Here is a 24717-nt window from a genome sequence, read left to right on the forward strand (position 1 = left end):
GCTGCCATCAGGAGGCCACCTCGTCTTGAACCGGCCGGATCAGCGCCTTTGCGGCAGCTGCTCCCGCCGCTAGGATACGATCCGATAATTCCGTTCCTTCCACGGCGCGCGCGAGTTGAAGCGCGCCGATGAGCGTTGCAAACATGCCCAACGCAGCGCCCTCGGGATCGTTCGTCTGCGGCAGAGCTTCAGCTATCTGGCGCACGAGGGATTGAGCGCGCTCGGCATAGAGGGCTCGCGTTTCAGGCGGCTGCCGCGCGATTTCCGGCAACAACGCGGCCGAAGCGCAACCCTTTCCAGGATTGTCCCGGTGCTCGGCCGATAGATACGTCTCTATGGCCATTTCCGGACCGCCGGCGGCCAATGCTTCCTGCACTTCATGCGACTGCGCGTCCAAGGCCGCCGCCACGCTTTCACGGACGAGCTCCGCCTTCGACTGGAAGTGCGGATAGAAGGCGCCGTTCGTCAGCCCGGCGTCGCTCATGATGGTTGCCAGCCCGGACGCCGCGATGCCGTCAGATCGAAAACGTTCGGCGGCGACCTCCATGATCCGGCTGCGTGACGCGTCTTTTCGGCCCTTTTCGTAGCGCATGGTCTTTCTTTCCTGTCCTGCTATTGCATTATGCTCATAATCTGATATTACGATCATAATTCAACTCGTGGAAATAAGCTAGACCTCTCGAACCTGGAACATCAAAAATGAATGGGAATTCTGAAAAGACCGCAATCGTGACCGGAGCCTCCTCCGGCATCGGCCGCGCCAGCGCCGAGGCCTTGGCGCGGGCGGGTTTCACTGTCTTCGGGACAAGTCGCCGCAAGACCAGTAATGGTCCGGGCGGAGTGACCATGCTGGCATGCGACGTGACCGATGATGCGGCCGTCAATGCGCTCGTTGCCACCGTGCTCGCGCAGACCGGCCGGATCGACCTCCTGGTCAACAATGCCGGTGTCGGTCTGCTAGGAGGCGCCGAGGAATCCTCGGTCGCCCAGGTACAAGCCCTGTTCGACGTCAATCTGTTCGGCGTCATGCGGATGACCAATGCGGTGTTGCCGTCGATGCGGCGGCGCGGCGAAGGGCGCATCATCAATATCGGCTCGATTCTGGGACTGGTACCCGCGCCATACTCAGCTCATTACTCGGCGGTCAAGCACGCGCTCGAAGGCTATTCGGAATCGCTCGACCACGAGGTGCGCGCCTTCAACGTCCGCGTTTCCGTCATCGAGCCGGCATTCGTCCGCACCGTCTTCGACCAGAACGGCATCGAGCCGGATTCGCTGTTGAAGGAATACGATCGGGCTCGAGCCGGGCTCAAGGCGCTGCTGGGCGATGTGATGCCCAAGGCCGATCGGCCGGAAGTGGTGGCGGATGTGGTTGTGAAGGCAGCGACCGATGCCCGTCCGCGACGGCGCTATACCGCTGGCAAGGCAGCGCGCCAGGTCAGCCTGCTGCGCCGCTTTGCCCCCGCGGGGATTTTCGACAAGAGCCTGCGCAAGCAGTTCCGACTGCCGGTCTGAACAACGGCGAGCCAGAGGATTTCACGCACATGCGACTAGCAACCACAACACATTTGGCCAGGCCCTACGAAACGGAGGCGCCAAGCATGACACATAGATCCAATCGGTTGCCGCGTTCACCGGCATTGTTCCAGGACGTGCCAACGCTCTCGATCGACGTCGGCGGCACAGCCTTTGCTTACAGGGAACTCGGGCCCAGGACGGGCGTGCCAGTGATCCTGCTCAACCATCTGGCTGCTCAGCTGGACAATTTTGATCCGCGCATCGTCGATGGCCTCGCTGCGACCCGGCGGGTAATTGCCTTCGACAATCGCGGAATCGGTGCTTCGGGTGGCAAAACTCCGTCGACCATTTCCGGCATGGCGCGGGATGCGGTCGCCTTTGTCCGGGCGCTGGGGTTCGAAGAAGTCGATCTCTTCGGCTTTTCACTCGGCGGCTTCGTGGCGCAAGAGATTGTGCTGACCGAGCCCAAGCTTGTGCGCAAACTCATCCTGGCTGGCACGGGGCCGGCCGGTGGGCAAGGCATCGACAAGGTGACGCCGCTGACGATCGTGGACATGATCAAGGGCGCGCTGACTTTTCGGGATCCGAAGTACTATCTCTTCTTCACAAGAACGCCGAATGGGCGCCGCGCCGCAAACGCATTTCTGCAACGGCTGAAAGAGCGCCGGAATAACCGGGACAAGGCGATATCGCTGAGCGCGTTCGGCGCGCAACTCAAGGCGATCAAGGCCTACGGACTCCAGGCGCCACAAGACCTGAGCACCATCCGCATTCCCACTTTGGTTGCGAATGGCGACCAGGACAGGATGGTGCCGAGCAGCAATACCTACGATCTCGCCGGGCGTATCCCGGGGGCGCATCTGGTCATCTATCCGGATGCCGGGCATGGCGGGGTATTTCAGAACCACGCCGCTTTTGTCCCGAAGGCGCTGTCCTTCCTCGAGGCTGAGGCCTTGCCGCAGGGCGGCCATGCAGCTGAAAACGTTCGGCTTGTTTCGTCCCGAACAGCAACAGACATTCTTGGAAAGTAACTGCCATGAAGGCATTCGTTGTCGATAAGTATAATAAAAAGGGCGCCCTGCGGCTGGCCGAAATGCCGGAGCCGGAGCTCCAGGACAGCGATGTCTTGGTCGAGGTCCATGCCGCAGGGGTGAACCTGCTCGATTCCAAGGTCAAAACCGGAGAATTCAAGCTCATCCTGCCCTACCGCCGGCCCTTCATCCTGGGCCACGACGTGGCTGGGAAGGTTATCCGCGTAGGATCGCAAGTCAGCAAGTTCAAGGCCGGCGACGAGGTCTATGCGCGGCCGCGCGACGGCCGGATTGGGACATTCGCCGAATTCATTGCCGTGAATGAGGCCGACGTAGCCTTGAAGCCCGAGAATCTCAGTATGGAAGAGGCGGCGTCGATTCCCCTGGTCGGTCTCACCGCCTGGCAGACGCTCATCGAACGGGCAAACCTGAAGAAGGGACAGAAGGTCTTCATTCAGGCTGGTTCCGGCGGCGTCGGGACATTTGCTATTCAGTTGGCCAAGCACCTCGGCGCGACCGTTGCGACAACCGCGAGCGCGGCAAGTGCCGATCTGGTCAAAAGTCTCGGCGCCGATGTCGTCGTCGACTACAGGAAAGACGACTTCGAGAAAGTTCTGTCGGGCTACGATGTCGTTTTGAACAGCCAGGACGCCAAGACACTGGAAAAATCCCTGAGGGTGCTGAAACCGGGTGGCAAGCTCATCTCCATCTCCGGTCCACCGGATGCCGAATTTGCCAGGGAAAAGGGACTGAACTTGATGCTGAGGCTGGTGCTGCGCTTCCTGAGTCGCGGAATTCGGGCCAAAGCCAAGCGCCGCGGCGTGCAGTTTTCGTTCCTGTTCATGTGGGCGCAGGGCGATCAGCTGAGCAAAATCACCGCTCTCATCGAAACCGGCGCGATCCGCCCGGTTGTGGATCGGGTCTTTCCATTCGAAGCGACCAATGACGCCCTGGCCTATGTCGAAACAGGACGCGCCAAGGGCAAGGTCGTCATCAAGGTCAGATAGCGGGTGCCTCGAACGCACCCTTGAGCGTCTCGAACGGCGCCAGGGCGCCGCGCACCTGCACGACGGCGGCGGCGACGCGATGAGCGCGCAGCACGGCTTCTGCCGGGGCATGGCCGGCAAGGCGGGCGGCGAGGTAGGCGCCGTTGAAGGAGTCGCCGGCGCCGGTGGTGTCGACCGGGGTGGCGACGTGCACCGCCGGAACCGATTGCAAGGTTCCGTTTTGCGCGATCAGCGCCGGTTCCTCACCGTTCTTGACGACGACTTCGCCGGCCAGCTTTCGCAGCCGTTCGGCTGTTTTCTGCGGTGTCGTATCACCAAACAGCATCTGCTCGTCGGGAAAGGTCGGGAGCGCGATGTCGGCGACGGCGAGTGCCTCGAGGATCGCGGCCTGCGCGTCCTCGCGCCGGCGCCACAGCCGCGGCCGGTAATTGGGATCGAAGGCAATCAGCGAGCCGGCGGCGCGCGCCGTGGCCACGGCCGTCAGCAGTACCTTGCGTGGAGCCTCGTCGAGAATTGCCAAAGTTATACCGGAAAAATAGACAAGCGCCTGGTTTTCAAGGCTTTTCTGCAAGGCGGCTGGGTCCGAAGCCAACTGCCTTGCGGCCGCATCGGCCCGCCAATAGGTGAAAGAACGTTCGGCGCCGGTCAGCGTGATCGCATAGAGGCCGGGGCGGGCGCCCGCTATCACCGGGCTGGCGCCGATGCCGATGCCGCTCTCGGCCAGGAACTTGATCTGGTCGCGCGAGAACGGGTCGTCGCCGAAGGCCGACACATAGGTCGCCGGCCGCTCGCCGCTCAAGGCATGCAGCGCCCATAACGTGTTGAACGTGTCGCCGGCAAAGCCCATGCGCCAGTTCGGCCCGGCCTGGCCCGAAAGCTCGAGCATGCACTCGCCGATCGAGGCGATGCCGTTTCCTGCCATGAAGCACTCCTCCATCCTGCAATTGCGGTGCTGTAGCTTTTTGCAGCCGGCAGCGCCATGCTTGGCGACGGCGGATTCTTGCACTGGGCTCGATTTCCCACAGGGGCGTGGGACGCGATCTGCCCAGCGAAACGTTATCCGCAGAACAGGAATGGGTTTGGCATCGTTATGGCGTTATCTTCTTGGAGGCCTCGGCCTGGCTGCCTTGCTCGCCGGCGTGCTGGCAATCGTCTATCTGACGGCGCCGCCTGCACCCCAACCAAGTTCGGACGTCGGCCGTTCCAAGACGACGGCGAACAAGCTGTTCGCGGCGACTTTCGAGCCCGAGAAAGGCGTCATCCGGCAGGGCGAACTGGAATCCTGGCTGCTCACGCTCAAAACCGTCGAGGGTGCGCCGGTGGAAGGTGCTGCGATAACGATTTCCGGCGGCATGCCGCAGCACAAGCACGGTCTGCCGACCAGCCCGCAGGCGACCGATTACCTCGGCGCGGGGCGCTATCGCATCGACGGCGTCAAATTCACGATGAGCGGGTGGTGGCAATTGCATTTTGCCATTTCCGCTGCGGCCGGTTCGGACACTGTCGTCTTCAATGTGGTGCTGTGAGCCATAGATGAGCCGGTTTTCCAGTCTTCTCGCGTTGGTGATGGTGGCGGTGCTCGCCGGCTGCGGCAGACCGGAGTTTTCCGACGCCGAGAAGCAGACCATCGCCTCATTGGCGCTGTCCAGGCTGCCGCCGCTGAAGCCCGACACCACCAATCGCTTCGCCGATGTGCCGGCCGCCGCGGCACTCGGCTCGACGCTGTTCTTCGACACCGGGATGAGCGGCGACGGCACGGTATCGTGCTCGACCTGCCACAAGATCGACCGCCAATTCCAGGACGACTTGCCGCAAGCGGTCGCCGTCGGCCGCACCAACCGTCGTACCATGCCGTTGGCCGGCGTCGCGCATGATCCCTGGTTCTTCTGGGACGGGCGGCGCGACAGCCTGTGGGCGCAAGCGCTGACACCGCTCGAAAATCCGCTGGAGCAGGCCGGCAACCGCGCCGCCTTCGCGCATTACATCAAGGCCCGCTTCGGCGAGCGCTACGAGCGCATCTTCGGGCCGCTGCCGGACCTTTCGGGCGTGCCGGCCAATGCCGGCCCGCTCGGCACCGATGCCGAGAAGGCGGCCTGGAACGCCATGCCCGCCAGTCAAGCCGAGGAGGTCAACCGCGTCTTTGCCAACATCGGCAAGGCGATCGCCGCCTTCGAGCGCTCGATCGCGCCGCCGCAGACACGCTTCGACCGCTTCGCCATCGACCTGGCTGCGGGCGCCGAGCCGAAAGGCGACGCCGCCTTTTCGCCGGAGGAAATCCTCGGCCTGAAGCTGTTCATCGGCAAGGCCAATTGCGTGACCTGCCATAACGGCCCGCGTTTTACCGACGGCAGCTTCCACAACACCGGCGTGCCGCCGGTCGCGGGCCTGCCGCCGGATCGCGGCCGCGTCGACGCGGTGGCGCAGGTCGAGGCCGATCCGTTCAACTGTTTCGGTGCCTTTCGCGACGGCGATGCCAGCGCCTGCCGCGAGTTGCGCTTCATGGCCAAGACCGGGCCGGAACTCGTCCACGCCTACAAGACGCCGTCGTTGCGGGGTGCCGCCACCCGGCCGCCCTACATGCACGCCGGGCAGTTTTCCTCGCTCGACGAGGTGGTGGCGCATTATTCGAAGGCACCGGCAAGCGTCGAGGGCACATCCGAGATCCACCCGCTGCAGCTTTCGGACCGCGAGCGCGCGGCGTTGGTGGCGTTCCTGAAGACACTGGCGGACTGAGGGTGGCGGGACAACAACAGCGCTCTCCTACCGATCCTTCACCGTCTCCATCGCGACAAACGTCGAGGTCTGGGCAACGTGCGGCAGGGCGGAGATGCGCTCGCCAAGCACGCGGCGGTAGGCGGCGATGTCGGTGGTGCGGACCTTCAGCAGATAGTCGAAGCTCGATGCCATCATGTGGCACTGCTCGATCTCCGGCACCGCCTGCACGGCGCGGTTGAAGGCGTCGAGCGCGGCCGAGCGGGTGTCGGACAGTTTCACCTGGACGAAGGCGACATGGCCTTCGCCCATGCGCTCACGGTCGATGATCGCCTGGTAGCCCCTGATGAAGCCGTCCTTCTCCAGCCGTTTGACTCGTGCCTGCACCGGCGTCTTCGACAGGCCGACTTTCGCCGCCAGTTCCGACATGGAAAGCCGGCCATTGCTGCCCAGAGCCGACAGGATGTTCCTGTCGATCCGGTCCAATTGGTCTTCTGTCACTGGATTCCTGGTCGAAATTGGAGGTGATCAGTCCTAATGATAGATCGATCGATCTGTCTTGTCGACTTCTTTGGACCGACTGCAATCCCTACTTATGTTAGCTTGCGCCGTTCGGTCCGGTAACCGCCGGCCCGCTCACTTATGCTCGCTCTACAGGACCGCCATGCCAGCGCTCGACACCATCCGCCAGCAGATCCGTGCCAATTATTTGCCCGACGAAGACCAGGCGGTGAAGCGGCTGGCCGAGGCGGCCGGGCTGTCCGCGCAAGACCGCAAGGCGATTTCGGCGCGTGCCGCCGATCTGGTGCGGGCGGTGCGCGGCTCGTCCGATCCGCGGCTGATGGAGGTGTTCCTGTCCGCCTATGGCCTGTCGACCAAGGAGGGCGTGGCGCTGATGTGCCTGGCCGAGGCGCTGCTGCGGGTGCCAGACACCGAGACGATGGACGACCTTATCGCCGACAAGATCGCGCCGCACGACTGGTCGGCGCATGCGGGCGGCTCGAGCTCGATCTTCATCAATGCGTCGACCTGGGCGCTGATGCTGACCGGCCGCGTGCTCGACGAGGGCGAGGGCGGCATCGAAGGCACGCTGCGCGCCATGGTGCGCCGGCTTGGCGAGCCGGTCATCCGCAAGGCCGTCGCCGCCGCCATGCGCGAAATGGGCGAGCAATTCGTGCTCGGCCGCACCATTGCCGAGGCGGTCAGGCGCGGCCGACCGATGACGCAGAAGGGCCATCTCTATTCTTTCGACATGCTGGGCGAGGCGGCCCGCACCGAGGCCGACGCGCTGCGCTACCTCAAGGCATATGCCGATGCCATCTCTTCGCTCGATGCCGGCGCCAACGGCCCCGACATCCGCCAGAACCACGGCATCTCGGTAAAACTGTCTGCGCTGCATCCGCGTTATGAAGTGACGCAGAAGGAAAAGATGCTGCCCGTCATGGCCGAGCGGCTGTTGTCGCTGGCGCTGGCGGCGCGCCATTCACGCATGGGCCTCAACATCGACGCCGAGGAAGCCGACCGCCTCGATTTGTCGCTCGACGTCATCGAGCGGGTGCTGGCCGAACCGGAGCTTGCCGGCTGGAACGGTTTTGGCGTCGTCGTGCAGGCCTATGGCCCGCGCGCGGCCTTCGTCATCGACTGGCTCTACGAGCTGGCGAGGAAATACGACCGCAGCATCATGGTGCGGCTGGTCAAGGGTGCCTATTGGGACACCGAGATCAAGCGGGCGCAGACGCTCGGGCTCGACGGCTATCCGGTTTTTACCCGCAAGGCCAACACCGACGTCTCCTACCTGGCCTGCGCCAAGAAGCTGTTGGCGATGACCGACCGCATCTATCCGCAATTCGCCACCCACAACGCCCACACCGTCGCCGCGATTCTGTCGATGACGACGGAGCGCGATACGTTCGAGTTCCAGCGGCTGCATGGCATGGGCGAGGCGCTGCATGAGACGGTGCGGCGGGCCGAAGGCACGCGCTGCCGCATCTATGCGCCGGTCGGTGCTCATTCCGACCTGCTCGCCTATCTGGTCCGCCGGCTGCTCGAAAACGGCGCCAATTCCTCCTTTGTCCACCAGCTCACCGACGAGGAAGTCGAGCCCGAGGACATTGCCCGCGACCCGCTCGAAACGGTGGAGAAACAAGGTCCCGCCGCCAATCCAGCGATCGTGCCGCCGTCGGCGATCTTCGGTCCCGGCCGGCGCAACTCCAAGGGCTTCGATATCACCGACACGCTGACGCTGGCTGCGATCGACAAGGCGAGGGCCGAGTTCGCCGGGCCGGAGCGCTGGCACGCCAAGCCGGTCAGCCGCGCGGCCGGCTACGGCAAGCAGCGTCCGGTCGTCAATCCGGCAAAACCTTCGGAAGTGGTCGGCACGGTCAGCGAGGCCGGCGCCAAGCAGGTCGAGACCGCCGTGCGCATCGCCGTCGAGGCACAACCGGCATGGGCAAGACGGCCGGTCGCCGAGCGCGCTGCCATCCTCAACCGGGCGGCCGATCTCTACGAAGCAAACGCCGTCGAGTTCTTTGCACTCGCCGCCCGCGAGGCCGGCAAATCGCTCGCCGACGGCGTCGCCGAAGTGCGCGAGGCGGTCGATTTCCTGCGCTACTATGCGGCTGAGGCCGCCAATGCCGAGGCGGGCACCGAGGCGCGCGGCGCCATCGCCTGCATCTCGCCGTGGAATTTTCCGCTCGCCATCTTCACCGGGCAGATCGCGGCGGCACTCGTCACCGGTAATTCGGTGATCGCCAAGCCGGCCGAACAGACGCCGCTGATCGCTTTCCGCGCTGTCCAGTTGCTGCGCGAGGCCGGCGTGCCGGAGGATGTCATCCAGCTTCTGCCCGGCGACGGCCCCTCGGTCGGCGGCCCGCTGACCGCTGACCCGCGCATTGCCGGCGTCTGCTTCACCGGCTCGACCGAGGTCGCCAAGCTGATCGAAAAGCAGCTCGCCGACACCGCCGCGCCCGACGCCATGCTGATCGCCGAGACCGGCGGCCTGAACGCCATGATTGTCGATTCCACTGCGCTGCCCGAACAGGCGGTGCGCGACATCCTGGCCTCCGCCTTCCAGAGCGCCGGCCAGCGCTGCTCGGCATTGCGCATTCTCTATGTGCAGAAGGACGTCGAGAAGAAGATGCTTGAGATGCTGAAAGGCGCGATGGAAGCGCTCAGCCTCGGCGACCCGTGGCGGATATCGACCGATGTCGGTCCGGTCATCGATGACGAGGCGCAAGCGTCGATCCGTGACTATTGCACCAAAATGGGCCTGCAGGGCCGGCTGATCGCCAAGCTCGAAGCGCCGAAGGACGGCCGCTTCGTTGCGCCGCACGTCTTTCGGGTCAAGGGCATCGAGGAGTTGGAGCGCGAGGTGTTCGGGCCGGTGCTGCATGTCGCCACCTTCGATGCCGACGAGATTGATGCGGTGATCGCGGCGATCAACCGCAAGGGCTATGGCCTGACCTTCGGCCTGCACACCCGCATCGAAGGCCGCGCCCAGCATTTCGTCGATGGCATCCATGCCGGCAACATCTACGTCAACCGCAACCAGATCGGCGCCGTCGTCGGCGCGCAGCCGTTCGGCGGCGAGAGCCTTTCCGGCACCGGGCCGAAGGCCGGCGGGCCACATTATCTCCGGCGCTTCCGCAAGGGACCGGAGGCCGGCACCCATCTTGCCGAAGGCCGCAAGGTGACTGCGACCGAGCTCGCCGACAATCTGCCGGACCCGGCCTTTGGCGGCTGGTCGACGCGGCCGGATCGCGTCGCCATCCTGAGGAAACATCTGCGCGGCAAGGGTGCCGCGGCTATCGGCACTGCCGCCGCCATCGATTTCGGCCAGGTCGACCTGCCCGGGCCGACCGGCGAGGCCAACACGCTGTCGCTGTCGCCGCGCGGGCGCGTGCTGTGTCTGGGTCCCGACGCGGATACGCTGCTTGCGCAGACGATCCAGGCGCTGGCCGCCGGCAATGCCGTGCTCGCCGTCGCACCCGGCGCGCCGGCAGCGCTGTCGGCGCTGACCGGCAAGGGCCTGCCGCTGGCGGCCATCGACGGCCGGCCGGACCCGGTCGAAGCGCGCTCGCTGCGGGTCGATGTCGTGGCCTTTTCCGGCACGCCCGAGGCCGCGCGCATCGTGCGCAAGGTCATCGCCGAGCGCGCCGGCCCGATCGTGCCGCTGATCAGCGAAGTCTATTATCCGGCCGCCTACGCCCACGAGCGCGCCGTCTGCGTCGACACCACGGCGGCGGGCGGCAATGCCAGCCTGCTGGCCGCTGCGTAGGTTTCGCCAGGGTTCGCGCATCGCGGGGCAGGGGTGGCGCCGACTTTGGTATCCGCATGAGGACGATCATTACCTGATAGCGAGCGGCACTTCGAACTGCCAAGCCGAGCGACCGGCTCCTTCCGGAATGGGAGGAAACGGAGAAGCCCGGCGGACTGCGTCGAGTGCGGCTTTGTCCAGCGCGGCAACACCCGAACTGCCCGTCAGCCTGGCTGACCGGACGCTGCCATTCGAGCCGACGGTAAAGGCAACGGTTGCTGTGCCGGTGGCGCGTGTGCGTGTCGAATTGAAGGCCCGCACCAGTTTTGACCTGATCTTGCCGGGATAGTTCGTGACGGCTGCATTGCCGATGCCTGATTTGCCGCCTCTGCTGGCGGTCAGGATCTTGCCGTCCTTCCTCCCGTCGGCCATGCCGCGCGCGACATCCGTTTCGTCACGGCCGCCGGAGCCGGCTTTTTTCTTCTTGGTGTCGGCTTTGGCCGCAGCCTTGCCCGCCTTCTTGCGCAGGGCCGGCTTTTCAGGCTCGTTTGGTTCGGCCTTCCTGGCCGGCTTGTTCTTTGCGGTTGCCTTCTTCGGCTGCCTGGGCTCCGGCCTGTCCGGCTTCGGTTCTTCCGCCGCGCCGACTGTCTCGGTCGTCTGAACTGTTTCCGCCGGCGCCGGGTCGGTTGGTGCCGGCGCACTCGTCTCGGCAGGTTCGGCCGTTTCGACCGCGCTGACTGGCGGCGGCACGGCATTGTCGTCGGCAGGCACCAGCCTGTCGGTTGCAAGAACGTCGGGCGACGGGTCCTGGCGCGCGGGCTGGACAGGTTGCGCAGGCTCGGCCCGGTCGGCAACGGCAGCGATTTCCGTGGCGGCCTCGCTGACCGGCTCGACCACTTCTGTTCCCGATGCTTCGGCCGCGTCAGTGACCGGCTGGAGCGTCTCCTCTGCCGCGGCCGCCTGCGCCTCGACCGTTTCGACCGGCTTGGCGTCCAGCATGGTCACCATCGTCACGTTGGCCACTTCCGGATCGTCTCCGACATCGCCGGCCGCCTGCTGCGGGTCGGCGCCGAGCAGCATTTCGCCTTGCTGGTCGGCACCTTCGATGCTTGGCCGGTCGTCCGGCAGCGTGAGAAAGGCCAGCGCCACGGCTACGTGGAATGCGCAAGAGCAGGCGATCGCCACCGTCCAGTTGCGGCGGCGCCGCGTCTGTCGTGCCTGCCGCAATGGCTCCGCAGGCACCGTCGGCAAGTCGCCGTCGGCATCGGCGATGTAACTGTCTTCCGGCCTGTCGCGCAGCGAAACACGCAGCGCCTCGCGCGGGATGGCGAAGTCCGGATCGTCCGGCTCCGGCGGCAGGAAACCGGCTAGTGGCCACGCCACGGCGTTTCGTGCGAATGCGGGTTCCGGTCCCAAAATTCAGACCCCGAAGGCGATGCCGGTCCTGGTCTGCGTCTTCAGCCCGCGCATGCAGGCATTCGGCTCGGCGCCGGCGCATTCCGTGGCGCTGTTGATCAACACGCGGCTGACCTTGCCGCAATCCGTGCCGGCAAGATCGAAACGCGTCACCTTGGTCTTGCCTGCCGGCAGCTCCTTGAAGTCGAGCACGGTCAGCCGCTCGACGACGCCGGCCTCGTTGAACAATGCGATCTCGAATGCCGCCTTGGAAAGGTCGGCGCCGAGATTGTTGGTGACCACGAAGGTCAGGCGGCAGCCCTTGTCGGAGGGCTGCGCGCCGTTGAGCTCGAGGATCAGCGCCGGTGCTTGCTGTTGTGTCCACGCTGGAGCCGCCGCAAGCAATATTGCCAGCACCGCGGCGAACAGACGAAGGGATGCCGTCATACCTTTCATTGTCTCAGCCTCCAAACCTCATGGTCGCCGCCAGCTTCAGGGTGACGCCTGGCTCGTAGACAACACTGGTGGTCGATGCGTTCAGCGGGTTGGCGTATTTGACGTCGAACAGATTGTCGGCGCGGAAATCGACCTTGAAATTGTCGGTTGCCTGGTAGCTGGCGAAGGCATTGACCAGCGTGTAGTCCTTGGCGACGGCGTTGCCTTGCGGCTTGCCGTTGTATTGCACCTCGCCGCCGACGGTCAGCCTGTCCTCGAGGAAGCGAAAGCCGAGTTGCCCGGTGACCTGGGAGGAAGGGACGGTGACAAGGTCCGCCCGTTCGCCTTCATAGGAAATCGTATGGCCGTCGGTGAACGACGCCGAAAGCCCGGCAAAGCCCCAGGCGGCATCATAGACGCCCTCCATCTCGAAACCGTGGATATTGGCCTTGGCGAAGTTCTGATACTGGAAGCAGATCGGGATGCCCGGGCCGAACGGGCAGCCGCTGGTCGGGTCGAACGGCGAGAGCGTCACGCCGTCTATGTAATCGTCGACGTTGTTGTTGAAATAGGCCGCCTTCAGCCGCAGCGCGTCATCAGCCTCAATGACGCCGTTGGTGCTGTAATTGACGCCAAACTCCACGGTCTTGCCGGTTTCGGGCTTGAGATTGGGATTGGGGAGGAACGGGAAGCTGACGCCGGCTGGATGGTTGCCGCTGATCAGGGTCTCCGACAGCGACGGAGAACGATAGCCTTCAGCGTAGGTGCCGTAGAATTGCAGCCCGGAAAGGCTGGCGCTCTCGAAGGGCGAAATGCCCACTGTGATGCGTGGCGACAGCCGGTCGCCAGAGGTTTCGCCGACATCGCTGTCAAGCTTGTAGCTGTCGTAGCGCAGCCCGGCGATGATCTCGAGCCGGTCCCAGGTGAGCTTGTCCTGAACGTAAGCGCCGGAGACGTTCCTGTTGCCCGAGGGCGTATAGAAGCTGTCGCCGCCCGCCGTGCCGCCTGTCTCGACATCGTCGCCAACCCAGTCACCGCCATAGGTCAGCTCATGCGCAATGCCGACGGTCTCGAATCTCGACGTGTTCCAAATGTCGATGCCGGAGGTGCCGATGTCGAACGTCGATTTCGAACCCGCCGGCAAAACCACGGGCAGACCGGTGACCGGATCAAACCGGTTTTGCGCCACAAGGGTCGTCAGATCGAGCTTGGTCTTGTTGTAGGATGCGTTGATGTGGAGGTCGAGCCAGCTCTTGTCTTCGTCGGTGATGTTGTAGCGGGCCGTGAACGTATTCGCCTTCAGGTCGGCGTCGTTCACCGGCACGCTTCCGCTGGTCTCGGTCCATCCGTCGTTCGAGCCGATCCAGCCCAGCTTCAGCTCGCTGTTTTCGCTGGGGCGGATGGTCGTCTTGAGGAGGCCGCTCAAGACGTCGAAGCCAGTGCCCGCCACAGTGTCGCCGCCGCCATGCTTGTAGTCGTCATAGTCGCGGTAGACGATATTGCCGAGCACGTCCCAGTTCTCGTTGATCCGATAGGCGCCGGTGGCGCTGGTGGTCCAGCCTTCGCCGTTGGTTTGGTAGCGCCCGGTCGCGGATGCCGCCCAGGTCTCGTCGGGCTTGAGGAAATCCTGCGCATCCTTGGTGTCGAAAAATACGACGCCGCCGATCGCCCCGGAGCCATAGGTGTTGGCGACCGGACCGCGGATCACATCGACGGATTTGATCAATTCGGGATCGATGTAGAAGGTCGATTGCGTGCCATGATCCGAGCGCTGGAAATTCTGGCGGGCGCCGTCGACGATGACGGAGACGCGGCCGAAGTCCTGCAGGCCGCGGATGTTGATGCTGGAACTGACACGCCTTGTGTCGGCCTGGACGGCGACACCCGGCACACCGAACAGCATTTCGTTGGGCGTCGTCGCCATGCGGCGCTCGAGCTGTTCCTCGTCGACATGGCTGGCTGAAGCAAGCGACTCGATCGCCGTCTCGCCGGTACGGCTGAGGATCAGGATCTTGTCGAGCAGTGTGGTACCCGCCGGGGCCGGCTTTACCTTTTCGGGCTGTTGAGACGGGTCAGTCTGCTGCTGGTCGGCTGCCGCTTGGGCGGCCTGCTGGGCGCCGGCCGGTGTGGCGAGCAGCGGGATCGCCGCCGCGCCGGCCAGCAACGCGGCCATTTTGCTTGTCATAGAACAATGTGTCAGGCCGCTGCCCGCCAGCCGTCCCCAATTCGCCAACCCCATGCTGCAACTCCAAGAATCCATGTTCGATGCTGGCTGGCTTGGGGCTCGCTGGCATTTTTCATCGCGTCCGGCGTCTCAAATGTTGACTCATTTACTCCGGTATTGCACAGCTAGATAACATGATCATTCGAGTCAAGAATTGAATCGGCATTTCACGCAGGCCCCGAGCCAGATGCCAGGCACAGGAAAGGGATCGAACCCATGAACACGCACAATCCCAGCGACTTTCGCTATCGCGTCCGCCGTTCCGACGAAAATTCCGTCCGTTTCGACCGGGTCCAATCGGCCGTGAGAACGCTGTCCAGCAACACGCTGTTCCAGGGCGAGCACGAGATCGGCATCGAGCATCATGGTGCGCTGTACCGGCTGAAGATCACCCGGCAGGGCAAGCTCATCCTCAACAAGTAGGTGGCAGAAATGGACCAGCGCGTAAAACCCGCCCCGCACGAGATCCGGCGGGCACGGGCAGACAATCCGAAAATGCGCGAGCGCGACCTCGCCGCCCAGCTCGGTATTTCGGAGGCCGAACTGGTCGCCGCGCATTGCGGCGACGGCGTCGTGCGCGTCGAGCCGCGTGTCAACGACCTTTTGACTGGCCTCGAAGCTGTCGGTGAGGTGATGGCGCTGACCCGCAACGAAAGCGCGGTGCACGAGAAGATCGGCGTCTACGACAAGGTCGTCACCGGCAATCACAATGCCATGGTGCTCGGTGACAATATCGACCTGCGCATTTTCCCAAAAGTCTGGGCACACGGCTTTGCCGTGGAAAAGCGCGACGGCGCCGACATCCGCCGCAGCCTGCAGTTCTTCGACACCGCAGGCGAGGCGGTACACAAGGTGCATCTCAGGCCAGCCTCCAACCTCTACGCCTATCAGAAACTGGTGGCCGGGCTGGAATCGCCGAACCAGGAGCCGACGGTGGCGATTTCAGCGGGCACGGCTGACGAGACCGAGACTGCGGACAATTCGGCGAGCATCGACGATCTGCGCGACCGCTGGAGCCGGCTGACCGACGTGCACCAGTTCTTCGGCATGCTGAAGACACTGAAGATCAGCCGCCGACAGGCGGTGCGCATGGTCGGCCAGGACTACGCCTGGCTGGTCGACAAGGATGCAGTGAACGCCATGTTCAACCACGCCGCTGCCGGCGCCATGCCGATCATGTGCTTTGTCGGCAATCGCGGCTGCATCCAGATCCATTCCGGCCCCGTCGCCTCGATCAAGCCGATGGGACCATGGCTCAACGTGCTCGACGAGACCTTCCATCTGCACCTGCGGACCGACCACATCGATGAGGTCTGGGCCGTGCGCAAGCCGACCAGGGACGGCCATGTCACGTCGCTCGAAGTCTATGGCGCCGACGGCAAGATGATCATCCAGTTCTTCGGTAAGCGGCATGAAGGCGAAAGCGAGCGCGACGACTGGCGCTTTCTGGCCGAAAACCTGCCGCGTATCCCAAGCCCGACCGCAGCCTGAGGAAAACGACGATGGTTCTTGTCTCCAGGCTGGCATCGGTCTCCAGGTCGGCGCTTGGTCCTGCGGCCGCCGTTTTCCTGGCCTTCGCCGCGCTGATAACGGCTCAAACCGCTGAGGGCATCGCGACTTTCGCCGATCGCTCGAGGATCGTGGCTATTGGTGGCTCGATCACCGAGATCGTCTACGCGCTCGGTGAACAGGATCGTCTTGTCGCACGCGATTCGACCAGCCGCTATCCGCAAGCGGCGGTGGAACTGCCGGATGTCGGCTACATGCGCCAGCTGTCGCCGGAGGGTGTGCTGTCGGTCAAGCCGTCGGGCATATTGGCCCTGGGCGGCAGCGGACCGAAGGAAGCCGTCGACGTCTTGAAGAAATCAAGCATCCCGTTCATCGAGGTGACCGAGCGCTATGATAATCAAGGCATTCTCGAAAAGATCCACATCGTCGGCAAGGCGCTTGGCACCGAGGCCAAGGCCGATGCGCTGGCGGCCCAGATAGACGCCAAGCTGAAGGCAGCCGAAAAGCAGACCGCCTCGATCAAGGATCGCAAGCGCGTCCTGTTCGTGCTGTCGATGCAGGGCGGCAAGCTGCTTGCCGCCGGCAGCGACACCGCCGCCGACGGCATCATCAAGCTTTCGGGCGGCATCAACGCCATCGACGGCTTTGCCGGCTACAAGCAATTGTCGGACGAGGCAGTCATCACCGCCAGGCCCGACGTGATCCTGATGATGAACAATGCCGGACCGGGCACCGCGGATGACGAATTGTTTTCGAACCCTGCCGTGGCTTCGACGCCGGCGGGTGCCGCCCGCAGGCTGATCCGCATGGACGGCGGCTACCTGCTCGGCTTCGGCCCGCGCACGGCCGACGCCATCCACGACCTCGCCGTCTCGCTCTATGGCGGCCAGGTCACGGATTGAGCGCGATGGCCGATCATTCGATCGCCGGTGCGGCGGGCATTATGGCGACGGCAGCCGAGGGTGATCGTTCGCGGCGCGCCCGCCTCGTCATCGTGCTGCTCTGCGTCGGGCTGGCTATCGCCGTGCTGTTGTCGCTGACCTCCGGCGCATCCGATGCCTCGGCCATCGGCGTCATGCATGATTGGCTGTTCGGCGCGTTGCCCGGCGACGCGGCATTGAGCGCCCGCGACCGCCTGATCATCCATGACATCCGTCTGCCGCGCGTTGTTCTGGGCGTGCTGATCGGCGCATCGCTTGCAGTCTCCGGTGCCGTCATGCAGGGGTTGTTCCGCAATCCGCTGGCCGACCCCGGCCTGATCGGCGTTTCGGCCGGATCGAGCCTCGGTGCGGTCGCCGTCATCGTGCTTGGCTCGACCATGCTGGCGCCGCTGACTTCGGCGCTCGGCACGATGGCTTTGCCGCTGGCTGCGTTCTGCGGCGGGCTGGCTACGACATTGCTGCTCTATCGGGTCGCGACACGGCAAGGCCAGACCTCCGTCGCCACCATGCTGCTCGCCGGCATCGCGCTGGCCGCGCTTGCCATGGCGCTGACCGGCATCCTGATCTTCATGGCCGACGACCGGCAATTGCGCGACCTGACCTTCTGGCAGCTCGGCTCGCTGGGCGGCGCAACGTGGCAGAAGATCGGCTCGGTCGGGCCGGTCATCGTGCTGGCGCTGGCGGCAATGCCGTTCCTGGCGCGCGGCCTCAACGCGCTGGCGCTCGGCGAGGCCACGGCCGGCCATCTCGGCATTCCGGTGCAGCGGCTGAAATACTCCGCGATTGTCGGCGTCTCGGCAGCGGTCGGCGCGTCGGTCGCCGTCAGCGGCGGCATCGGCTTCGTCGGCATCGTCGTGCCGCATTTGCTGCGCCTGCTGATCGGCCCCGACAACCGCTATTTGCTGCCGGCATCGGCACTGCTTGGTGCCGCGCTGCTGCTGTTGGCCGACGCCGTCGCCCGCACCATCGTTGCCCCGGCCGAATTGCCGATCGGCATCGTCACCGCGGTCGCCGGTGCGCCGTTCTTCCTGTGGATCCTGCTGCGCAAGCGCGGCGTCATCGACTTGTGAGACTTTGCCTATGATCGAAGCGCGCGATGTCTCGGTGGCGATTGGCGGCAAGCGCATTGTCGCCAATGTCGATTTCGAGGCGCGGCCCGGCGAAATCGCGGCCATCGTCGGCCCCAACGGTTCGGGCAAGACGACCTTCCTCAGAGCACTGTCCGGCGATCTTGGCTATTCGGGAGAGGTCACCGTCAACGGCCGCAATCTATCGGCGATGAAGCCGGTCGATGCGGCGACGGTCCGTGCGGTGCTGCCGCAGGCGACGACGCTGTCGTTTCCGTTCACCGTGCGTGAGATCGTCAGGCTAGGCCTGGTCGGCGGGCGCTCCGGCGCGTTGCCCGGCGAGGACCAGCGCCTGCCCGAACGGGCGCTGGCTCGCGTCGACCTCGACGGTTTTGCCGGCCGCTTCTACCAGGAGCTGTCCGGCGGCGAGCAGCAGCGCGTGCAGCTTGCCCGCGTACTCTGCCAGGTCTGGGCGCCGGTGCTCGATGGCAAGCCGCGCTATTTGTTCCTCGATGAGCCGGTGTCCAGCCTCGATATCAAGCACCAGCTGATCATCATGGACATCGCGCGCGATTTCGCCAGACGGGGAGGCGGCGTGGTCGCCATCCTGCACGACCTCAATTTGACGGCGATGTATGCCGACCGGATTTTCGTCATGCATCGCGGCAGGCTCGCCGCGACAGGTTCGCCGCAACAGGTGCTCAGCGACGAGCTGATCGAAAAGGTCTTCGATTGCCGGCTGAAGGTCGGCGTGTTGCCGGCCGCAAACATGCCGTTCGTATTGCCGCAGTCGGTCTGTTGATATCCAGGTGATGCCGGCCTGCAAATGGCGGTTTCCTGCGCTTCCGGCCTTCGCCGGCCGAAGCATTCATGAGAGGTGCGGCAGTTAACGCTATGGCCGGCGCAGGCCGGTACTCACGTACCCAAACGTACGCTCCGTTCCGGTTCTCGGAACCCGCCATTTTGGTCGCTTCGCGCCCGTCTTCGACTCCGGCTCGGCCTGACCTGACTCTCAACAGACCTCACCAACTGAGATGCGACCAGAATCAGGCGGCCGGCGCCCTTTGCACCAGCATGTCGATGCCGAGCAGGTGGCGCACATTCGGGCGCGCCGCCACTAGGTCAGCGATCGTGTAGCGCGACAGCACGGCGAAGAAGGCGTTGAGCGCTTCGCGCAATGCCGAATTCAGCGCGCAGCTGTCAACCAGCGGACATTCGGCGGCGTCGTTCTCGAAGCACTCGGCCATGGCAAAGCTTTCCTCCGTTACCCGCACGACATCGAACAGGCTGATTGATTCGGCCGCGCGGCCGAGCCTGACGCCGCCATTCCTGCCGCGCACCGTTTCGATCAGGCCGTTTTCGACCAGCGGCTGCAGGATCTTGAACAGGAAAAGTTCCGATACCGAATAGGCGGCGGCGATCTCGGGGATGCGGCTCAACCGCTCTGTGTTGGCGGCGCAATACATCAGAATGCGCATGGCGTAGTTGGTCTGACGGGTAAGCCGCATTGTGTCCTCACATAACAGTGGTTGGCGTCAATATGGCCTATAGTTTGGAACAATTCCAGACTGGCGCTGCATAATAGATGAATTCCGGCGTCAAGTTTGCGTGCACGATTGCGCGCACCGGAACCAGCGGCGCGCTTTCTAGGGCAGGCGGCACTAGATAAGTTCGCATACACGATCAGGAGCGGCCCATCATGTCACGACCAGCCCCGGCATTTGCATCCGTCGCGTCCGTCCGGTTCGACGCCGATGCCGACGCCAAGCTTTCGGCGCTCAGGCGCACCAAGTTCGTCGCCGCCGCAGCACTCGCGTTTTGCGTGCTGATCTTCGCGGTGGCGAAATCGCTCGAGAGCCGGCATGCATGGCTGGGCTTCGTCGCCGCTTTCGCCGAGGCGGCGACGATCGGCGGGCTGGCCGACTGGTATGCGGTGGTGGCGCTGTTTCGGCGGCCGCTTGGCCTGCCGATCCCGCATACGGCCATCATCCCGGAAAACCAGAATCGCATCGCCGACAATCTCGGCCGCTTCATCGAGGTGAATTTCCTGGCGCCGGAACCGGTGCGCGAAAAGCTCGCCGAGGTCGACTTTTCCGCGCTGGTCGCGGACTGGCTGGCCGACCCGAACCGCGCCGCCGATTTGTCGCGCTTCGTCGGCCGGCTGGTGCCGCAGACGCTGGCGGCGGTCGAGCAATCCGGACTGCGCGGCTTCGTCACCAGCCGTATGCTGGAGCAGATCGAAAAGGTGCCGCTGGCGCCGCTCGCCGCCGAGCTGCTGTCGGCGCTGACTGATGATCGTCGCCACCAGAAATTATTCGACGAGTTCACCAAGGTGGTCGGCCGCTTCCTGAGCGACGAGCAGGCGCTGGCGACGATGCGCGAGAAGATCCGCGAGGAACTGCCGTCGCTGTTCAACCTGTTTCGCGCCGACGCCTATCTGTTGAAGAAGATCGTTGCGTCGGCCGGCTCGCTGCTCGATGAGGTGCGCGCCGATCCGCACCACCCGATGCGAGCCGAATTCGACCTTTTCGTCGAAACCTTCGTCGAGCGGTTGAGGACATCCAAACAATATGCCAGGCGCGCCGAAAAGCTGAAGCGCGATTTCCTTGCCCGGCCGGAGCTCAGTGCGCTGGCCGGCGATATGTGGGACAGCCTGCGGCTGTTCATCGAACAGGACGCCAAGGCGCCCAATTCGATGATCCGCGACCATCTCGCCACCATGTTCGTCGAGGTCGGCCGCCATCTTGCCGACGACGCGCAGATCAGGGCCGACATGAACCAGGGCTTCATCGTGGCGCTGGCCTCCTTCGTCGAAAGCCAGAAGAGCGGCGTGTCGAAGTTCATCGCCGACCAGGTCAAGCGCTGGGACCTCGCGCAACTGACAAGGCTTATCGAAATGAACATCGGCAAGGACCTGCAATATATCCGCTTCAACGGCATGATCATCGGTGGCCTTGCCGGCCTCGTGCTCTACACTGCCGAACGGCTGTTTCTTGTCGGCTGACTCGTCCGAATGGACCGCTGAGCTTCGCTGCACTATCTTCCGTGCAGTGGCGGCGTTGGCGGCAACAGGGGGAGAGAACCAGCATGGCAAAACGACCGGAGTCCGAGTCCTTCATCGACATATTCGGCAAGTTCGGCCGCGACCTGAAGCTGCCGAATGTCGATGTCGAGGCGATCCTCGCCCACCACGCCAGGAACTTGGAAGCGCTGGAGAAGTCGGCACGGGCGAGTGCCGCCGGAGCGTCGGCGCTGTTGTCAAGGCAACGCGAGATGCTGCAGGACACACTGCGCGAAATCACCGACATGGCACAAAGCTACAGAGCGCCCGGCAATCCGCAGGAAATGATGCAGAAGCAGGCGGCGTTCGCCAGGAAATCCTTCGAGACCGCGCTGAAGAATGCCGGCGAGATGACCGAACTGGCGAGGGCGTCCGGCACCGAATCGATCGAAATCCTGCGCAGCCGCATCAAGGAGGCGATGGAGGAGATCCGCGCCGGCCACGACAAGAGGTAAGCTGTTCCCCGGCAGCACGCTTGCCGGCGGCGAAGACCGGCGGTTCGCGGCCGAAGATTATGGGCTGGAATCGCACTGGCGAATTGACAGGGGCGGCCCGTCGTGGTCCGGAACAGGCAAGCGATCGGGAAAGCAGGAATGACGCAGATACGGCCGAGGACGCCGCCGACCTTCGAGCAACTCAGGGCGATGGCCGGGCAGGAGTTGGGCGTTTCGGACTGGACGCTGGTCGATCAGCACCGCATCGACCAGTTTGCCGAATGCACGGGCGATCATCAATGGATCCATGTCGATCCCGAGCGGGCGAAGCGGCAAAGCCCGTTCCGCACCACGATCGCGCATGGCTATCTGACTCTGTCCATCATCGGCGCGCTGGCGCTCGAGATGGGGATCGTACCCGAAAACACGCAGGCCGCGTTCAACTACGGTTTCGACAAAGTGCGCTTCGTGGCGCCGGTCAGGGTCGGCTCGCGAATCAGGCTGCGCACCACGCTGTTGTCGATGGAAGACAAAGGTCCGGGGCAATATCTGATGAAGGCCGCCAATACGGTCGAGATCGAAGGCGAGCAGAGGCCGGCGCTGACCGCCGAGACGCTCGTCATGCTTTATGCACGCCGCAAGCGGGCAGGGGCCTGAGAGTTCAGCCTCAGTTTTGCGGCAGCGCAATCAACGCGACATCGCCTGTTCAAGCGCCCTGAAAACCCGGTCGTCTCCCGATTGGGCGACGTTGAAGCGCATGTAACGGCTGGCCGACCGGGACAGGCTGAACGCATTGCCGGGCGCGAGCACGACGTTGGCCGACAGGGCATGGCGGGCGACATCCGCGGCATCTATCCCCTCCGGCAGCCTGCACCACAGAAACATGCCGGCCGGCTGATCTATCCATGGCACGATGCCGATCGCCCTCAGGCGGGTGCTGGTTTCCTCCATTGCGCGCGAAAGCCGCGCGCGCAGCAGGTCCACGTGCTTGCGATAGAGGCCATCCTTCAGCAGCGTCAGTACCAGTTCGGATGCAAGCCGACCGCTGCCGAACGACGTGGCGATCTTGAGATCGGTCAATCCTTCCATCCAGTCGCGAGGAGCGGCGATGAAGCCGCAGCGCACCGATGCCGACAGCGTCTTGGAAAAGCTTCCGATGTGGATGACCCGGCTGAGGCCGTCGAAGGCAGCCAGCCGGGGCGCGGGCGTGTGTTCGAAATCGGCGAAGATATCGTCCTCGATGATGGTCAGCCCTGACTGGTCGGCGAGCTTCAGCACCCGATGGGCAACGACCGGGGACAATATGGCGCCGGTCGGATTGTGGAGCGCCGAATTGGTGATGTAGAGGCGCGGCCGATGCTCGTTCAGTGCCTGCGCGAACAGCTCGATGTCCGGACCCGAGCGCGTGTAGGGGACGCTGATCACCTTGGCCCGATGGGCGCGCAACAGGGCATGGAAGTTGAAGTAGCAGGGATCGTCGACCAACACCGTGTCACCCGGTTCGAGCAGGAACCGGCACAGCAGGTCGATCGCCTGAGTGCCCGATTCCGCCAGCATGATCTGGTCCGGGGAGGCTTCGATACCGTGCTCGGCCATGCGCCGCGCCAGCAGATGGCGTAGCGCCGGCAAGCCGAGCGGCGTGCCGTAATCGGTCAGCGCTGCGTCGTCGGCGCGGGCCATCGTCCGCAGCGCGCGACGCAATCCGGCCTCGGGCATCCATGACGCCGGCAACCAGCCGCAACCCGGTTTCAGGACGCCGTCGCCGGCTTCCAGCGATTGGCGCGAGACCCAGAGCGGGTCGACAGCACGGTCAAGCCTGGGGCCGATCTCGGCCAGCGACAGCGGAGCCAGCGGTCCGGCGGCATAGAAGCCCGAGCCCGGCCGCGAGCGGATCATGCCTTCCGCCGCAAGACGCTCATAGGCTTCGACCACGGTGGATTTGGAAACCTGCATGGCCTTGGCGAACGCCCGGATCGAAGGCAGCCGCATTCCCGGTGTGAGGCTGCGCGCGGCGATCCTGTGCCTGATCGTCGCCATGACGCTTTCGACAAGCGTCCGGCTGCCCTCATCTGTTGTCGTCTGCTCATCCATCCGTACTGCTCGCCCTACCATAACGGTTTTGTCAAACTGTACCTGATTGTCTCTGGCGGAGCCATACGCCCGGCCCGATAGAGGGCGAAATCAGCGGGGCATCAATGAACAAGGCGGCGAGTCGTTGGGCGGCGAGTAGTTGGGCGGCGAGTGGCTGGGTTAACGGGTTCATAGGCGTGCTGATCTTCAGCGGTTCGCTTCCGGCGACGCGCGTGGCGGTGATGGATTTCGATCCGGTGTTCGTAACGGTCGCCCGTGCGGCTTCGGCGGGCATCCTCGGCCTGGCGCTGCTGCTCATTTTTCGTCAGAAGCGTCCGGAGCGGCGAGATCTGTTCCCGCTGGCGATCGTGGCGCTTGGCGTCGTGGTCGGCTTTCCCCTGCTGACGGCGCTGGCGCTCAAGCACATCACGTCGGCTCACTCCATCATCTTCGTCGGCCTGTTGCCGTTGGCGACCGCGATCTTCGGTGTGGTTCGAGGCGGTGATCGCCCGAGGCCGGCGTTCTGGCTGTTCTCGTGCCTCGGCAGCGCCCTTGTCGCCGGTTTCGCAGTCACCCAAGGCCTGTCGGTCTCGCCGCTCGGCGACATCTTGATGCTGGCCGCCATCATCGTGTGTGGATTGGGCTATGCCGAAGGAGCGGCGCTGTCGCGCAAACTCGGCGGTTGGCAGGTGATTTCGTGGGCGCTGGTGCTGTCGCTGCCCCTCATGCTGGCGCTGACGTTCATCACTTTGCCGCCGTCGCTCGAAAGTGCCGGCAGGGGCGCCTGGATCGGTTTGGCCTATGTTTCGCTGTTCAGCATGCTGATCGGTTTCGTGTTCTGGTATCGCGGCCTGGCGCAAGGCGGCATCGCCGCCGTCGGGCAGTTGCAACTGCTGCAGCCCTTCTTCGGCCTCGGGCTGGCGGCAGCGCTGCTGCATGAGCAGGTCAGTCCCGCCATGATCGCCGTCACCGCCGCCGTCGTACTTTGCGTCGTCGGTGCCAAGAGATATGCGAGATAGGTGCGCCAGCTGCCGGAGTTGCATGCGAACGGGGTGGAA

The 24717-nt window shown here is 64.3% G+C and carries 23 protein-coding genes; 15 read left to right on the plus strand and 8 right to left on the minus strand.

Features of this window, described 5'->3' with window-relative positions; genetic code table 11:
- Positions 1–7 precede the first annotated feature (7 nt).
- Positions 8–592, minus strand: coding sequence for a TetR/AcrR family transcriptional regulator (locus tag NKJ81_RS03970; RefSeq protein ID WP_352451959.1), 585 nt, complete (start codon positions 590–592; stop codon positions 8–10).
- 107 nt (positions 593–699) lie between these two features.
- On the opposite strand from NKJ81_RS03970, the gene NKJ81_RS03975 reads away from it, so the two are divergent.
- The 3 genes from NKJ81_RS03975 to NKJ81_RS03985 all read left to right on the plus strand — a co-directional run bounded on the left by NKJ81_RS03975 (position 700) and on the right by NKJ81_RS03985 (position 3556).
- On the plus strand, positions 700–1515 hold the full coding sequence (locus NKJ81_RS03975; RefSeq protein ID WP_352539699.1) for an oxidoreductase: 816 nt from the start codon (positions 700–702) through the stop codon (positions 1513–1515).
- An 86-nt stretch (positions 1516–1601) separates the two neighbouring features.
- A complete protein-coding gene (locus NKJ81_RS03980; RefSeq protein ID WP_352539700.1) occupies positions 1602–2549 on the plus strand; it encodes an alpha/beta fold hydrolase in 948 nt (315 codons plus the stop codon).
- A gap of 5 nt (positions 2550–2554) precedes the next feature.
- Positions 2555–3556 carry an NADP-dependent oxidoreductase gene (locus NKJ81_RS03985; protein ID WP_352470339.1) on the plus strand — a complete coding sequence of 334 codons (1002 nt, stop codon included), beginning with the start codon at positions 2555–2557 and terminating at the stop codon, positions 3554–3556.
- Here the strand turns inward: NKJ81_RS03985 and NKJ81_RS03990 are convergent.
- Positions 3549–4478 carry a sugar kinase gene (locus NKJ81_RS03990; RefSeq protein ID WP_352539701.1) on the minus strand — a complete coding sequence of 310 codons (930 nt, stop codon included), beginning with the start codon at positions 4476–4478 and terminating at the stop codon, positions 3549–3551. The genes NKJ81_RS03985 and NKJ81_RS03990 overlap by 8 nt on opposite strands.
- Positions 4479–4635: 157 nt before the next feature.
- Between NKJ81_RS03990 and NKJ81_RS03995 the strand changes: the two genes are divergently transcribed.
- Both NKJ81_RS03995 and NKJ81_RS04000 read left to right on the plus strand, forming a co-directional pair.
- On the plus strand, positions 4636–5082 hold the full coding sequence (locus NKJ81_RS03995) for a FixH family protein (RefSeq protein WP_352539765.1): 447 nt from the start codon (positions 4636–4638) through the stop codon (positions 5080–5082).
- A 7-nt stretch (positions 5083–5089) separates the two neighbouring features.
- Positions 5090–6289, plus strand: coding sequence for a cytochrome-c peroxidase (locus NKJ81_RS04000; RefSeq protein WP_352539702.1), 1200 nt, complete (start codon positions 5090–5092; stop codon positions 6287–6289).
- A gap of 27 nt (positions 6290–6316) precedes the next feature.
- Here NKJ81_RS04000 and NKJ81_RS04005 read toward each other — a convergent pair whose 3' ends face one another.
- Positions 6317–6769: an Lrp/AsnC family transcriptional regulator gene (locus NKJ81_RS04005; protein WP_023676441.1), complete on the minus strand. Its 453-nt coding sequence runs from the start codon at positions 6767–6769 to the stop codon at positions 6317–6319.
- 163 nt (positions 6770–6932) lie between these two features.
- Between NKJ81_RS04005 and putA the strand changes: the two genes are divergently transcribed.
- Positions 6933–10544 carry a bifunctional proline dehydrogenase/L-glutamate gamma-semialdehyde dehydrogenase PutA gene (gene putA / locus NKJ81_RS04010; protein ID WP_352539703.1) on the plus strand — a complete coding sequence of 1204 codons (3612 nt, stop codon included), beginning with the start codon at positions 6933–6935 and terminating at the stop codon, positions 10542–10544.
- Positions 10545–10613: 69 nt separating this feature from the next.
- Here the strand turns inward: putA and NKJ81_RS04015 are convergent, their stop codons facing one another.
- From NKJ81_RS04015 to NKJ81_RS04025, 3 genes are read right to left on the minus strand one after another with little or no spacing between them, the layout of a single operon-like run.
- The gene (locus NKJ81_RS04015) at positions 10614–11906 is read right to left on the minus strand and encodes a TonB family protein (RefSeq protein ID WP_352539704.1); all 1293 of its coding nucleotides are present in this window, start codon (positions 11904–11906) and stop codon (positions 10614–10616) included.
- A gap of 36 nt (positions 11907–11942) precedes the next feature.
- Positions 11943–12374: a hypothetical protein gene (locus NKJ81_RS04020; protein WP_352451951.1), complete on the minus strand. Its 432-nt coding sequence runs from the start codon at positions 12372–12374 to the stop codon at positions 11943–11945.
- A gap of 4 nt (positions 12375–12378) precedes the next feature.
- Complete coding sequence (locus NKJ81_RS04025; protein ID WP_502904269.1) at positions 12379–14592, minus strand: TonB-dependent hemoglobin/transferrin/lactoferrin family receptor; 2214 nt, start codon at positions 14590–14592, stop codon at positions 12379–12381.
- 201 nt (positions 14593–14793) lie between these two features.
- Here NKJ81_RS04025 and hemP point away from each other — a divergent pair, with 201 nt between their 5' ends.
- The 5 genes from hemP to NKJ81_RS04050 are packed head-to-tail and all read left to right on the plus strand — an operon-like array spanning position 14794 to position 18896.
- The gene (gene hemP / locus NKJ81_RS04030; RefSeq protein ID WP_352451949.1) at positions 14794–15000 is read left to right on the plus strand and encodes a hemin uptake protein HemP; all 207 of its coding nucleotides are present in this window, start codon (positions 14794–14796) and stop codon (positions 14998–15000) included.
- A 9-nt stretch (positions 15001–15009) separates the two neighbouring features.
- Positions 15010–16068, plus strand: coding sequence for a hemin-degrading factor (locus tag NKJ81_RS04035; RefSeq protein WP_352539706.1), 1059 nt, complete (start codon positions 15010–15012; stop codon positions 16066–16068).
- A gap of 11 nt (positions 16069–16079) precedes the next feature.
- Positions 16080–16988, plus strand: a complete 909-nt coding sequence (locus NKJ81_RS04040) for a heme/hemin ABC transporter substrate-binding protein (RefSeq protein WP_352539707.1) — start codon at positions 16080–16082, stop codon at positions 16986–16988.
- Between the two features lie 5 nt (positions 16989–16993).
- On the plus strand, positions 16994–18097 hold the full coding sequence (locus tag NKJ81_RS04045) for a FecCD family ABC transporter permease (protein ID WP_352539708.1): 1104 nt from the start codon (positions 16994–16996) through the stop codon (positions 18095–18097).
- Between the two features lie 10 nt (positions 18098–18107).
- Entirely contained in the window at positions 18108–18896 is a 789-nt protein-coding gene (locus NKJ81_RS04050) for a heme ABC transporter ATP-binding protein (RefSeq protein ID WP_352539709.1), read from the plus strand.
- 244 nt (positions 18897–19140) lie between these two features.
- Here the strand turns inward: NKJ81_RS04050 and rirA are convergent, their stop codons facing one another.
- A complete protein-coding gene (gene rirA / locus NKJ81_RS04055; RefSeq protein ID WP_023676431.1) occupies positions 19141–19602 on the minus strand; it encodes an iron-responsive transcriptional regulator RirA in 462 nt (153 codons plus the stop codon).
- A gap of 191 nt (positions 19603–19793) precedes the next feature.
- Here rirA and NKJ81_RS04060 point away from each other — a divergent pair, with 191 nt between their 5' ends.
- From NKJ81_RS04060 to NKJ81_RS04070, 3 genes are all read left to right on the plus strand, one after another.
- The gene (locus NKJ81_RS04060; RefSeq protein WP_352500897.1) at positions 19794–21098 is read left to right on the plus strand and encodes a DUF445 domain-containing protein; all 1305 of its coding nucleotides are present in this window, start codon (positions 19794–19796) and stop codon (positions 21096–21098) included.
- 83 nt (positions 21099–21181) lie between these two features.
- A complete protein-coding gene (locus NKJ81_RS04065) occupies positions 21182–21610 on the plus strand; it encodes a phasin family protein (RefSeq protein WP_352500896.1) in 429 nt (142 codons plus the stop codon).
- A 138-nt stretch (positions 21611–21748) separates the two neighbouring features.
- The gene (locus NKJ81_RS04070; RefSeq protein WP_023676428.1) at positions 21749–22246 is read left to right on the plus strand and encodes a MaoC family dehydratase; all 498 of its coding nucleotides are present in this window, start codon (positions 21749–21751) and stop codon (positions 22244–22246) included.
- Positions 22247–22276: 30 nt separating this feature from the next.
- Here the strand turns inward: NKJ81_RS04070 and NKJ81_RS04075 are convergent, their stop codons facing one another.
- A complete protein-coding gene (locus NKJ81_RS04075) occupies positions 22277–23680 on the minus strand; it encodes an aminotransferase-like domain-containing protein (RefSeq protein WP_352539710.1) in 1404 nt (467 codons plus the stop codon).
- Positions 23681–23784: 104 nt separating this feature from the next.
- Between NKJ81_RS04075 and NKJ81_RS04080 the strand changes: the two genes are divergently transcribed.
- Entirely contained in the window at positions 23785–24678 is an 894-nt protein-coding gene (locus NKJ81_RS04080) for a DMT family transporter (protein ID WP_352539711.1), read from the plus strand.
- The last annotated feature ends 39 nt before the right edge of the window (positions 24679–24717 follow it).

It is taken from the genome of Mesorhizobium sp. M0018 (genome assembly GCF_040323955.1).
Taxonomy (GTDB): domain Bacteria; phylum Pseudomonadota; class Alphaproteobacteria; order Rhizobiales; family Rhizobiaceae; genus Mesorhizobium.

What these genes read in the sequence shown, in the direction of transcription:
- NKJ81_RS03970 (WP_352451959.1), bottom strand. Translation starts at nt 592, where the DNA reads ATGCGCTACGAAAAGGGCCGAAAAGACGCGTCACGCAGCCGGATCATG.
- NKJ81_RS03975 (WP_352539699.1), top strand. Translation starts at nt 700, where the DNA reads ATGAATGGGAATTCTGAAAAGACCGCAATCGTGACCGGAGCCTCCTCC.
- NKJ81_RS03980 (WP_352539700.1), top strand. Translation starts at nt 1,602, where the DNA reads ATGACACATAGATCCAATCGGTTGCCGCGTTCACCGGCATTGTTCCAG.
- NKJ81_RS03985 (WP_352470339.1), top strand. Translation starts at nt 2,555, where the DNA reads ATGAAGGCATTCGTTGTCGATAAGTATAATAAAAAGGGCGCCCTGCGG.
- NKJ81_RS03990 (WP_352539701.1), bottom strand. Translation starts at nt 4,478, where the DNA reads ATGGCAGGAAACGGCATCGCCTCGATCGGCGAGTGCATGCTCGAGCTT.
- NKJ81_RS04000 (WP_352539702.1), top strand. Translation starts at nt 5,090, where the DNA reads ATGAGCCGGTTTTCCAGTCTTCTCGCGTTGGTGATGGTGGCGGTGCTC.
- putA (WP_352539703.1), top strand. Translation starts at nt 6,933, where the DNA reads ATGCCAGCGCTCGACACCATCCGCCAGCAGATCCGTGCCAATTATTTG.
- NKJ81_RS04020 (WP_352451951.1), bottom strand. Translation starts at nt 12,374, where the DNA reads ATGAAAGGTATGACGGCATCCCTTCGTCTGTTCGCCGCGGTGCTGGCA.
- NKJ81_RS04025 (WP_502904269.1), bottom strand. Translation starts at nt 14,592, where the DNA reads ATGGGGTTGGCGAATTGGGGACGGCTGGCGGGCAGCGGCCTGACACAT.
- hemP (WP_352451949.1), top strand. Translation starts at nt 14,794, where the DNA reads ATGAACACGCACAATCCCAGCGACTTTCGCTATCGCGTCCGCCGTTCC.
- NKJ81_RS04035 (WP_352539706.1), top strand. Translation starts at nt 15,010, where the DNA reads ATGGACCAGCGCGTAAAACCCGCCCCGCACGAGATCCGGCGGGCACGG.
- NKJ81_RS04040 (WP_352539707.1), top strand. Translation starts at nt 16,080, where the DNA reads ATGGTTCTTGTCTCCAGGCTGGCATCGGTCTCCAGGTCGGCGCTTGGT.
- NKJ81_RS04045 (WP_352539708.1), top strand. Translation starts at nt 16,994, where the DNA reads ATGGCCGATCATTCGATCGCCGGTGCGGCGGGCATTATGGCGACGGCA.
- NKJ81_RS04050 (WP_352539709.1), top strand. Translation starts at nt 18,108, where the DNA reads ATGATCGAAGCGCGCGATGTCTCGGTGGCGATTGGCGGCAAGCGCATT.
- rirA (WP_023676431.1), bottom strand. Translation starts at nt 19,602, where the DNA reads ATGCGGCTTACCCGTCAGACCAACTACGCCATGCGCATTCTGATGTAT.
- NKJ81_RS04060 (WP_352500897.1), top strand. Translation starts at nt 19,794, where the DNA reads ATGTCACGACCAGCCCCGGCATTTGCATCCGTCGCGTCCGTCCGGTTC.
- NKJ81_RS04065 (WP_352500896.1), top strand. Translation starts at nt 21,182, where the DNA reads ATGGCAAAACGACCGGAGTCCGAGTCCTTCATCGACATATTCGGCAAG.
- NKJ81_RS04070 (WP_023676428.1), top strand. Translation starts at nt 21,749, where the DNA reads ATGACGCAGATACGGCCGAGGACGCCGCCGACCTTCGAGCAACTCAGG.
- NKJ81_RS04075 (WP_352539710.1), bottom strand. Translation starts at nt 23,680, where the DNA reads ATGGATGAGCAGACGACAACAGATGAGGGCAGCCGGACGCTTGTCGAA.
- NKJ81_RS04080 (WP_352539711.1), top strand. Translation starts at nt 23,785, where the DNA reads ATGAACAAGGCGGCGAGTCGTTGGGCGGCGAGTAGTTGGGCGGCGAGT.